Origin of the sequence: uncultured Mycobacterium sp. (genome assembly GCF_964249325.1) — a bacterium.
Lineage (GTDB): Bacteria > Actinomycetota > Actinomycetes > Mycobacteriales > Mycobacteriaceae > Mycobacterium.
This window is the reverse complement of record NZ_CAXUCH010000122.1, coordinates 1,671-11,260: the sequence shown is the minus strand read 5'-3', so window position 1 is coordinate 11,260 and position 9,590 is coordinate 1,671. Positions and strand designations below refer to the sequence as shown.

9 protein-coding genes and 1 pseudogene (1 of these 10 only partly in view) are annotated in these 9,590 nt (G+C 63.9%); 1 reads left to right on the top strand and 9 read right to left on the bottom strand.

The genetic code is table 11. From position 1 onward, the window contains the following. The 8 genes from ACFE99_RS15550 to ACFE99_RS15515 form a co-directional block, all read right to left on the bottom strand. Window positions 1-875 (bottom strand): acyl-CoA dehydrogenase family protein (locus tag ACFE99_RS15550; RefSeq protein ID WP_375486783.1); only part of this gene is annotated, 875 nt, incomplete at its 3' end. 87 nt (window positions 876-962) lie between these two features. Continuing rightward, window positions 963-1,244 carry an SDR family NAD(P)-dependent oxidoreductase gene (locus ACFE99_RS15545; RefSeq protein ID WP_375486781.1) on the bottom strand — a complete coding sequence of 94 codons (282 nt, stop codon included), beginning with the start codon at window positions 1,242-1,244 and terminating at the stop codon, window positions 963-965. After that, window positions 1,157-1,684, bottom strand: a complete 528-nt coding sequence (locus ACFE99_RS15540; protein ID WP_375486787.1) for an SDR family NAD(P)-dependent oxidoreductase — start codon at window positions 1,682-1,684, stop codon at window positions 1,157-1,159. The genes ACFE99_RS15545 and ACFE99_RS15540 overlap by 88 nt, the downstream gene beginning before the upstream one ends. A gap of 784 nt (window positions 1,685-2,468) precedes the next feature. After that, window positions 2,469-3,161, bottom strand: coding sequence for a TetR/AcrR family transcriptional regulator (locus tag ACFE99_RS15535; RefSeq protein WP_375486779.1), 693 nt, complete (start codon window positions 3,159-3,161; stop codon window positions 2,469-2,471). Next, window positions 3,158-4,309: a CaiB/BaiF CoA transferase family protein gene (locus ACFE99_RS15530; RefSeq protein ID WP_375486777.1), complete on the bottom strand. Its 1,152-nt coding sequence runs from the start codon at window positions 4,307-4,309 to the stop codon at window positions 3,158-3,160. The genes ACFE99_RS15535 and ACFE99_RS15530 overlap by 4 nt, the downstream gene beginning before the upstream one ends. Then, window positions 4,309-5,499: a cytochrome P450 gene (locus ACFE99_RS15525; RefSeq protein ID WP_375486775.1), complete on the bottom strand. Its 1,191-nt coding sequence runs from the start codon at window positions 5,497-5,499 to the stop codon at window positions 4,309-4,311. The genes ACFE99_RS15530 and ACFE99_RS15525 overlap by 1 nt, the downstream gene beginning before the upstream one ends. A gap of 129 nt (window positions 5,500-5,628) precedes the next feature. Next, a complete protein-coding gene (locus ACFE99_RS15520) occupies window positions 5,629-6,414 on the bottom strand; it encodes a FadR/GntR family transcriptional regulator (RefSeq protein WP_375486773.1) in 786 nt (261 codons plus the stop codon). Window positions 6,415-6,495: 81 nt separating this feature from the next. Then, window positions 6,496-7,491 carry an LLM class flavin-dependent oxidoreductase gene (locus ACFE99_RS15515; protein WP_375486771.1) on the bottom strand — a complete coding sequence of 332 codons (996 nt, stop codon included), beginning with the start codon at window positions 7,489-7,491 and terminating at the stop codon, window positions 6,496-6,498. Between the two features lie 81 nt (window positions 7,492-7,572). On the opposite strand from ACFE99_RS15515, the gene ACFE99_RS15510 reads away from it, so the two are divergent. Then, window positions 7,573-8,508: a spirocyclase AveC family protein gene (locus tag ACFE99_RS15510; RefSeq protein ID WP_375486769.1), complete on the top strand. Its 936-nt coding sequence runs from the start codon at window positions 7,573-7,575 to the stop codon at window positions 8,506-8,508. Window positions 8,509-8,854: 346 nt separating this feature from the next. Here ACFE99_RS15510 and ACFE99_RS15505 read toward each other — a convergent pair. Next, window positions 8,855-9,590: pseudogene (locus ACFE99_RS15505) on the bottom strand (mycofactocin-coupled SDR family oxidoreductase) (it continues 77 nt past the right edge of the window).

The following is a 9,590-nucleotide window of genomic DNA, read 5'->3' as shown; positions in this document are numbered from 1 at the left end:
ATGTAAATGTCGGCCAGGCGGGCGCGCACCGCGGGATCGGTGTCGCCCCCGCGGGCGCGGGCCAGGGCAACCAGCTCGTCGAAGTTGTCCGGGTCGAACACATTTCCTGCGGTGGTGCCTGCGCTCAGCGCGATGCGCTCGTGCACAAGCATCCGGTTCAGCACCCTCCAGCCGCCGTTGTACTCACCCATCAGATTGGCCGCCGGTACCCGAACGTCGTCGAGGAAGACCTCGTTGAAATGGGCGTCCCCGGTCATCTGCCGCAGCGGCCGAACGTCGACACCGGGGCTTTTCATGTCGACGATCACCATGGAAAGCCCCTGATACTTCGGAACTAAGGGATCCGTGCGGACCAGCGCTGCCGCGTAGTCAGCCTCGGCGGCACCGGAGGTCCACACCTTCTGACCGTTGAGCACGAAATACTCGCCGTCGCGTGTCGCGCGGGTGGCCACAGCGCCGAGGTCTGAGCCGGCGCCCGGTTCGGACAGTAACTGCGTCCAGGCTTCATCGCCGCGAAGCATCGCGGGGATGTGGCGGCGCTTCTGGTCCTCGCTGCCGGTGTCGAGCAGGGTGGCCGCGCAGATACCGACGGTGACAGCGCTGGGAATCAATGCCCAGGCGTAGGGCGCTGATTCCTCGTTGAAAACGGTTTGGTATTCCGGCGGCAGCCCACGGCCCCCGTACTCGACCGGCCACGTGACGTGCAAGATGCCCGCGTCGTAGGCGGCGGCGGTGGTGCGTTTGCGATCCTCGTCGGTGTAGCCGGTCTCGGTACGGGAACCCACATGGGAACCAAACCACTCGCGCACCACCGTGCGAAACTGCTCGGGAGTGGCGATCCCGGCGTTGGCTGCTGTGCGCGGTAACTCGGGCACGGAAACAAACCTCTCAAGCGAACCGGTATTTCGTCGCGACGAGCTGCTCGGCGGCCCCGGGCTGATCGTATCGATGAGTTGTGCTGTCTAGAATGCCGAGCGGTGCAATCCACCGTCGACCTCGATCCAGTCACCGGTGATGTAACTCGCATCATCTGAGCACAAATACACGATGACCGACGCAATTTCCGATGCCTTACCCATCCGGCCGGCGGGAACGCGCGCCTGCGACAGCAGAAAGTCCCGGCGCTGCTCATCGGTGGTGGCGCCGACGGTGTTGGCTAAGTAGTCGATGGAGTTCTGCGTCTCGATCCATCCCGGCGCGACGGTGTTGACCGTGATGCCGTAGCGGGCATATTCGTCTGCCACTGTCTTGAGCAGCCCCACCGTCGACGGGCGGGTGGCGTTGGCAACGACGTGATGGATGCTGCCCGAGGTTCTTTTGCTGTGGCCGAACCAATGTGGACGTATCGGCCCCAGCCGGCATCCTTCATGGCAGGCAGCACCGCATGTAGCAAAAAGAACTGACTGATGGTGTAGGACTCGAATGACTCACGTAAAGGCGCAGGGTCGGTGATGTCGGCGAAGTCGCCGGGCCGAATGTATTTGGTTTGGCCGATGACGATCAACGGATCACCCAGCTCGTCGCGTACCCGCTCCACCGCGAGCTGGACGCCGTCGCGCGAGGTGATGTCGGCGGGCACGCCGATCGCGGTGCCCCCGCGGTGCCCGATCGCGGTGGCGGCAGCTTCGACGTCGGCCTTGGTGCGGGCCACGATCCCGACCGGGCAGCCCTCGTCGGCGAGCATCTTGGCCGCCTCGAAACCCATACCCTTGCTGCCGCCGACGACCAACGCGACGCGGCCTTTGATGCGGTAGTCCACGGCGATTTCTTTCCATTGTCGGGCGTGGCGGACGAAGGCCCACCCTAGCAGAAGAAGCTAAACATATTCCTGATTCGCGGCTGTGTGGATCCTTGCGCCGGCTCATGGGACGCAGATTCCTCAGCGGCCGATGTCGGCCACGACTGCTGGCGCCAAACCCGAAGTCCCACAGTTTGGCGCGCTGGCTTGCGCAGTTATGGCAGTCCCCGATTTCGGCACCGGGTGCAGCGTAGTGTCGCGGGAGCCGGTGCGGTGGCCCGTTCGGCGCGGGGATTTGGTGACGCGTCGACGGCAGCGCCGAATCCGAGCAATACCGGGACGTCTCGGCGACGGCCCGCAGTGGCGTGCGGCTGTGCACGGCGTTGTCGGCGTCGATCACCAGCAGGGTAGGTCGCTGGCGTAGAACAGGTCCGCCAGATATGACCGGGCAACCATCACGTGGCTGTCGTGCAGGTCCGCACCGGCGAGATCGCGAGTTTGTGGTCCGACACGGCGTGCGGCGATACGACCGGAGCGACAGTCTGGATGCCGCGGCGATGGCCAGTCGGGTTCCCACGCATCGCAGCGCCATCCCGTCGCTGAGCCTGCGGGCGGCGGGCCGCGGCGGGTCTTCGACGGCACCGCGTTCGCCGTGCGACCGTTCCGGAAAGTGCCACCACCATATGTGTTTCGCTGGCATGTCACCCAAGTAGGTCAACGCGATTGAGACTCAGGGATCCGATGCCAGCTGGGCGTGCAGCTGTCGCGCCAGGTTCTTCAGAGCTTCCATAGCAGCATTGAGAGCTTCTTCGACTTCCCGTGTCCGGGAGAGGTATTCGCCGCTATAGCCGCTGCGAGCTTCCAGCGCGGGAGCGACGAAGTGACGGAACCGGCGACGCACCGCGCTTTCTGTGCGGTCAAGCTCTTCGGCGGCCAGGTATGTCTGCTCGACGAGGAAGTCGACCAGCTCGTCCAGCGTGATGTCAGTGCGGATCTCTCCGTTGCGCTGACCGTCCTGCAACACCGGGCCCATTACCCCCACGGCAGCCTGATGGACCCGCGGATCATGCACGGAGGCCGAGTGCCGCGAGATCAACACCTCGATAGCCGCATCGACGGGTAGCTCGCGCGCGGTGTAGATCAGCGCGGCCTCGATCTTCGCGAAGGCACCGGTCTTGGTCTGCATCAATTGATGCACCGCATCGATATGGCGCTGCGCACGAAGCAGCGCCACTTGCATCAAAACCTCAGAGACACTGCCCAATTGCCGAAAAGCGGTGGCGCGGGACACCCCCGCGCGCTTGGCGACGGCGTCCATCTGCACCGCGTTGATGCCGTGCTCGGCGATCAACGCGTCGGCCGCGCGGATCAACCGGGACTTAACGGTGCCGTCGTCACCACCGCTGATACTGACAACACTCACGTGATCGCACCGGCGAATTTCAACTCGGTGAGTCGCTGGTCGTCGACACCGATTTCGCGCAGTACGTCGTCGGTGTGTTCGGCGAATTGCGGTGCGCGGGTCAACGCCAGCGGGGGGTCGTCAAACTTCACCGGGTTAGCGACCAGCTTGCGCGGTTTCCCTTCGGCATCGACGACATCGACGATACGGCCGTTGGCGATCAGGGCCTCGTCGTTACCGACATCCCACGGGTCCTGCACCGGTGCCCACTGTCCGGTGGTCCGCCGCAGCAGCTGCGCGCACTGGTCGAATGTTCGGCTACCGATCGCCTCCCGGACAATCGCGTATGCCGCGTCGGCGTGTTCTGCCAACGCCTCCACCGACTCGAACCTCGAGTCGTGCGCGAATTCATCGCATCCCATCAGTCGACAGAATTCGGGCCAGTACCGAGCCGGCTGCAGCATTGACAGCTGGATGACGTACCCGTCGGATGTGCGGTAGTTGCCGGTCAACGGGTTGCCCGGCGCCTGGGTGTGGCGATCGATCTTCGGTAGTGATCCGCCGGCCAGCAGCGCCAGGATCGGCCGGAGCGCGTCGCTCATGCCGCCCGCAAGGGCCAGTGCGGCGATATTGTCGCCGTAGGCTCCTGCCGGCATGAACGCGACGTGCTCGGCATCTGAGCACGTCACGCCGTCCGCGCTGCCGCCCCGTGCCCAAAACGCTGTCGAATCGTAAGCACCAGTGTCGCGGTCAGGGCCTTCGCTGCCGAATCCGCTGCCGGCGACGTAAATGATGTCGGGATTGATGCGGCGGACGTCGTCGACGTCGATGTGCAGCTTGGCGCGCGCGGTCGGCAGATAGCTGGTTAAAAAGACGTCGCTTCGGCGGATCAACTCTTCGAGGACGGGGCGAGCTTCGGCGACGGCCAAGCCCAGCGCGATGCTGCGTTTGCCGCGGTTGGGTGCCTCGATGATCGGCGCGAACGCTGATCCGGGCACGGTGGTCGCGCGTCCGAGCACATTGACCAGTCCGCGTTGCGGATCGCCGGTCACCGGGTTTTCGATTTTGATCACGTCCGCGCCCCAGTCGGCCAGCACCGCGCCGGCGGCGGGAACGAAGGTGAACTGGGCGACCTCCAGGACGCGCACACCGTCCAACGGCCGGTGCATCACACGCTCCACTCCAGTGGCAGTGCCTCCAAACCAAGTTGGCCGCCGGTCTCAAGCAGTTGGGCGCCGGCTGCGATGCGGTAGTGCGGAATCCGCTTGTGCCACTCTTCCAGCGCGATCCTGAGCTCGCGCCGGGCCAGATGCGATCCCAAGCAGCGGTGTGGTCCTGCACCGAACCCGATGTGGTTGTTGGGCTTTCGGGTGATGTCGACTGTCGTGGCGTCGGGGAAGGCGGCGTCGTCGCGGGTGGCGGCGTTGAGCGGAATGTTGACCATGTCGCCGGCCTTCATCGGGCATCCTTGCACCTCAACGTCTTTCATCACTTTGCGCGCCGGTATGACGATCGCATAGGCACGCAGGAACTCCTCGACCGCAGTGGGGATAATCGCCGGGTCGTTGACGATGCGGTTGCGATCGTCGTCGTTGCGGGCCAGGTGCAAGAAGATCCAGCCCAGCGTGACCGATACGGTGTCGAGCCCGGCCATGAACATCAGCAGGCAAAACGACAGCAGGTCGGCATCGGACACCGGTTTGCCATCGATCTGATAGGTGAGGGCCTTACTGACGATGTCCTCGCGCGGCTGCTCCCGGCGCTCGGCGATGACGTCGTTAAAGCGCCCCATCACGGCCATCATCGCGGCGATCTGCTTTTGCATGCCGGCTTCGTCGCTGGCCCCGGTGTGCAGGATGTCGTGCTCCCACTGCAGGAACTGGTCGAGTTCGCCAACCGGCAGGCCCATCAGCTCCAAGAAGATCGTGGTCGGCAACCGCTGTGCGAAATCGGCCATGAAGTCGCACGATCCGCGGTCAGCGAGCCCGTCGATAAGTTCGACGGCCCGTTGGCGCACAGTGTCGTCCAGCCGCTCCACGGCCATGGGGGAAAACAACGGGCCGAGTTGGTGGCGCCACTGCTTGTGCTCGTCGCCATCAAGCATCTCAGGGATCCACTTATAGGGCGGGTCGGGATCGTATGCGACCACCACACTGCTGGAGAACACTTCGGGGTTTTGCAAGATCTGCAGGATGCCCTGGTAGTTGCAGACTGTCCAGAAGCCCGGGCCGAACTCATTGCGGTACCACGGGAATTGAGATCGCAGCTCGTCGTAGGTCTTGAACCACGTGCCCGCAGGCTTTGTCTGCGTGTAGTCGAATGTCACGACCGGGCAGTTCCGCTGTTCTGTCGTCGTCACGCCAACCTCCGATGCGATCCTTGATGTCATTCGACTCATTTCTGCGACTAATTGGAGCTAGCGTATCATCAGACTGGATTCCGGGGGAGACCTAAATCACAGTTCGCGGGATGCGAATGCCGGCACGGCTCAATCCATGATGTCGCGCACCTTGGTTTTCTCCAGGCCCTTGAGTAGGGCGGCGGCGGCGTTTTCCATGTGTCTGCGCCAGTGCGCCTCGGCGCCCGCCCCGTCGCGCTTGGCCAAGAGTGCAACCAGCCTGCGATAAGAGCGCAGCATCCTGTCGTAGTCCGCCTTCGGCGCCATGTTGTCGGTCCTGCGGATGGCTGTAGCGGTGTGGCGTTCGGAAATCTCGTGCAGCATCCCGGCGATCATGGCCAGGGTCGCGTTTCCCGACAACTGCACCAACCTGAGGTGCAGGTTGGCCGACGCTCGCGCAAGCTCGCCGTTTTTCCGCGCAGCGGGAACCTCGCCGACCAGGCGTTCGATCTCCTGATGTGCTGCCTTGGTCCCGGTTTCGGCAAGCAGCCTCGCGGCGAGCGGCTCGATCGCGATGCGCGCCGTCATGACGTCGGCCAAGCTCGCCCCGGACAGTTCGAGCAACAGGGCCGCCGGCCGGGCAACGATTTCCGGGCCGGGGATCCGAACCCGCGCGCCAGTGCGCGAACCACGGCGAACCTCAACAAGACGTTGCGATTCGAGCACTCGCACCGCTTCACGCAATGTTGGCCTGCTAACCCCGAACTGCGCCATCAGCTCGGCCTCGCGCGGCAAAAAGTCGCCGTCGCCCAGTTCGCCGTCGACGATCATCCGCCGAAGCCGGTTGGCCACCAATTCAGCGGTCTTCGGCGAGCGCACCGCTGTCGCCGGCGAGTCCTGGGCAGATGTCAGCGAGAAAGATTCGGGTCTGGCCATCGCGGCCTCCAATCGCCTGAGCCTACATCGCCAACCGAGTACACAATCTAGATCCGCCAGCCGCCCACCAAGACGCCCGACTCACAGCGACTCACCCGCGAACTGGATAGCAGCGACGTCGTATCGGGAGCGGCGGCGCGCCCCAACCAGAAAACTCGGCGGAGCCAGAAAGGCGATGTCGGGCAAATGTTTGCGGCCACGCAGCATCTCGCGAGCTTGCGCGGTGTCACCGCAGACCGCGATCGACCAGAGCATGTCGTCGGTGACGTGCTCACCGATTCGATCCGGCCGGCCACTTCGAAACCCCGCCCGGATAGCAGCCACCTCGTCCTGCCAACCGTGCAGTTCCACCAGCGGATCATAGGTGCGCACGGTCAGGTAGAACGCTATCTGCATCCGGGCCTCTCGAATCGCCCGCTCCGGATCGGCGTCATCAATCGCGGTGATCAGCCACCCCCAGCGGTGCAAGGCGCTGGGATCCCGGCCGCCGGCTTGACAACCTGCTGCCAGAGCTGGCTCGACGGTCTCCGACCACCAGCGATCGGTGAAGAGGCCGTGGCCCAGCACACCGTCGGCCACGCGGCCTGCCGTGCGCAGCATGATCCGGTTGAACGCGCCGATCAGGATCGGGACATCAAGCCGGCCCAAGACCGGTGCCCGGATGTCGGCATCGATGCTGTAGAACCGGCCACTGACCCGGACGGCTTCACCGTTTTCCGACTTCAGGTAGGCCCTGATCGCCTCGACCAGTTCGGCCATCCGCGCCGCCGGGTGGTCGGCGGGGGCGGCAAACCAATCCCGATTCATTCGCGGGGTGCCCGACCCGAGGCCGAGGAACACCCGCCCCGGCGCCAACTTCGACAGGTGTCGCGCGGCGGAGGCGTGAACGAAAGGGGAGCGGGCGAACGCGTATGCGATGCCGGGACCGATCATCGCGGCCGAGGTCTGCAATGCCATTTCGGCGCTGGTCACATACGCGTTCTTGTCGCTGAATTCGCCGGCGCAAAATGCGCGTGCCCCCGCCGCCTCGGCTTCGGCGGCACGTTCGGCGCCGGGCCACGGCAGGCCCCATCTCATCGGTTCACCCCTTGCCGAACGGCGCGTCGCGCGCGACACTGTCTGCACATAAGTAACTTAGTTTACCTTGTAGGGGTGTCGATGAGCTATGTGGTGGGTGCACCGCCGACGCCACCCTCGCTGCTGAATCCATCGGGAACCTGGTTCTTCAACTGGGTGATCCCGGTGGCCGGGAGCGTGGTGATCCTGCTTGCGGTCTATGACTCGATCCGCCGACGCCGTCTGACGTGGGGCTTTCTCTTTCTGTTCAACAGCATGCTGGTCTATTGGATGGAGACCATCGGAGACTGGGGCCAAGAGCTGATCTACAGTCCCACCTTCCGGCTGCACCATGCTTTAGAGTGGCTACCCCTGAAGACACCGAACGACCCTCTTTTCATGCCGTTCGCCTACGCCGTGTATTGGACCGTCCACGCGGTCGCGGTGCTGTGGCTGGGTCAGCTGGTGGCCAGGAGGTTTGGCTGGAGCATGCTGAAAGCCGTTGCGATTTTGGCCATCCCAGTCAATTACGCGTGGGATCTCCTTGTCGAGGGCACCGCCGCGGCAATGGGATGGTGGACCTACGACCCGGGAATGGGCCCGGTGCTCACATTCGCCAACGGGGGCCGGTTCACGCTGCTGTGGACGATCGGGCTGATGTGCGTCTGGCCCAACCTGATCGCGTATTGGGCCGGAAAGCCACCGGTGCGCGGGTTGAATCATTTCGAGCGTTTTTTCGGGCTCGAGCGGTTTACCAGGCCGAAATCCCCTGTCGCTGAGGGTTTGTCGGCCCGGGAGCCGATGACGACGGGGTCCACTGCGACGGTGGCCGCGGCCCGACACACGGGTCAGCGCAGCAAGCAGCAACAGTACGACGATTTCCTGGACTACGAGGTGGTTATTCCGCGGTGGAAGTTTGAATTGGCCCGGTTTGGGGCGTGGTTTGCGGTCTTTCAGGTCAGTTTCTTCGTGTTCCTGATCGTCCCGCTGGTGGTGATGCGGGCGATCACCGGCCACGACAGCGTTTATGTTCCGTGACCCAAGGAGAAAAGCCAGTGAGCTACTTGCCGCCGCCCACCCGCGACGGGCTGATCAAGGAGACAGTGCAGCTGATCGTCGCTTGCCTTGTCGGCATCGCGTTGCTGGGAATTGTCGTCTACTTCCTGACGGTCTGAGCCCTGAGTCGTCAGCGGATTGGCGGTGCTCGCTCGGTGGTGCGCAGCGCTGCAGCGGCTTCCGATCCCTCTGCGACACCGCCGCCCACGATTGGGCCTGTACCTCGATCGAGGACTCCCATCCGATCCGGCCAGCACACACCCGGCGCTTCGTCGAAGATCTACGTGGCGAGCTTGAACGCGTCGAGCGCTGTCTTGAGCAATCCCGGTTAGCGGCGCACGTCCATGCCTGCATCCACCTTCAGCAGGCTCCCGGTGAACGAGCGGCCTGCATCGCTGATCAGAAATAAAATCGCATTGCTGACGTCGCGCGGCTCGATCATCGGAAAGTCCGGCAGCGCAGTTTGCATGGCATTGACCAGGTGCGGGTTGGACTCGATAACCTTGAACAGGGCTGGGTTGTCGGTGATCATCGGCGTGGCACAGTTGGTCGGCGCTACGGCGTTGACGCGGATCCGGTAAGGGGCAAGCAGATTCGCGTAGGCACGGACCAGACCGATGATGGCGAGTTTAGACGCCAGATAGGCGTCGGTTCCACCGCGGCCATCGGTCAGATCGAGCAGCGCCATCATTGAGCTGGTTGCTATCAGGTTGCCGCCCTGTCCGCGCTCCTTGAGGTGGGGGATAGCAATCTGGAAAGCGTTCCATACCCCGATGAGCATGATGTCGATGCCTAGCCGCAAGGCCTCTGATGCATCGCGCTCGTCGGGGTTGGTGAGGATGACGCCCGCATTGGCAATCACCGTATCGACGTGACCGAACTCCTTGACACCCAGGTCGAATGCTTCCTGAAGCTCGGCAAGGTCGCGCACGTCGGTCTTCCGGTGAGCATCTGGCTGCCGGCCTTTTCGACAAGGCGGGCGGTGTCTTCCAAATCCTCCGCGGTGCCCAATGGGTACGGGACGGCATCAAGGTTCTCGCAGATATCTACACCGACGATGGCGG

Excerpts from the sequence above, each read along its gene's own strand:
- ACFE99_RS15540 (WP_375486787.1), bottom strand. The coding sequence starts at position 1,684 with ATGCTCGCCGACGAGGGCTGCCCGGTCGGGATCGTGGCCCGCACCAAG.
- ACFE99_RS15530 (WP_375486777.1), bottom strand. The coding sequence starts at position 4,309 with ATGCACCGGCCGTTGGACGGTGTGCGCGTCCTGGAGGTCGCCCAGTTC.
- ACFE99_RS15520 (WP_375486773.1), bottom strand. The coding sequence starts at position 6,414 with ATGGCCAGACCCGAATCTTTCTCGCTGACATCTGCCCAGGACTCGCCG.
- ACFE99_RS15515 (WP_375486771.1), bottom strand. The coding sequence starts at position 7,491 with ATGAGATGGGGCCTGCCGTGGCCCGGCGCCGAACGTGCCGCCGAAGCC.
- ACFE99_RS15510 (WP_375486769.1), top strand. The coding sequence starts at position 7,573 with ATGAGCTATGTGGTGGGTGCACCGCCGACGCCACCCTCGCTGCTGAAT.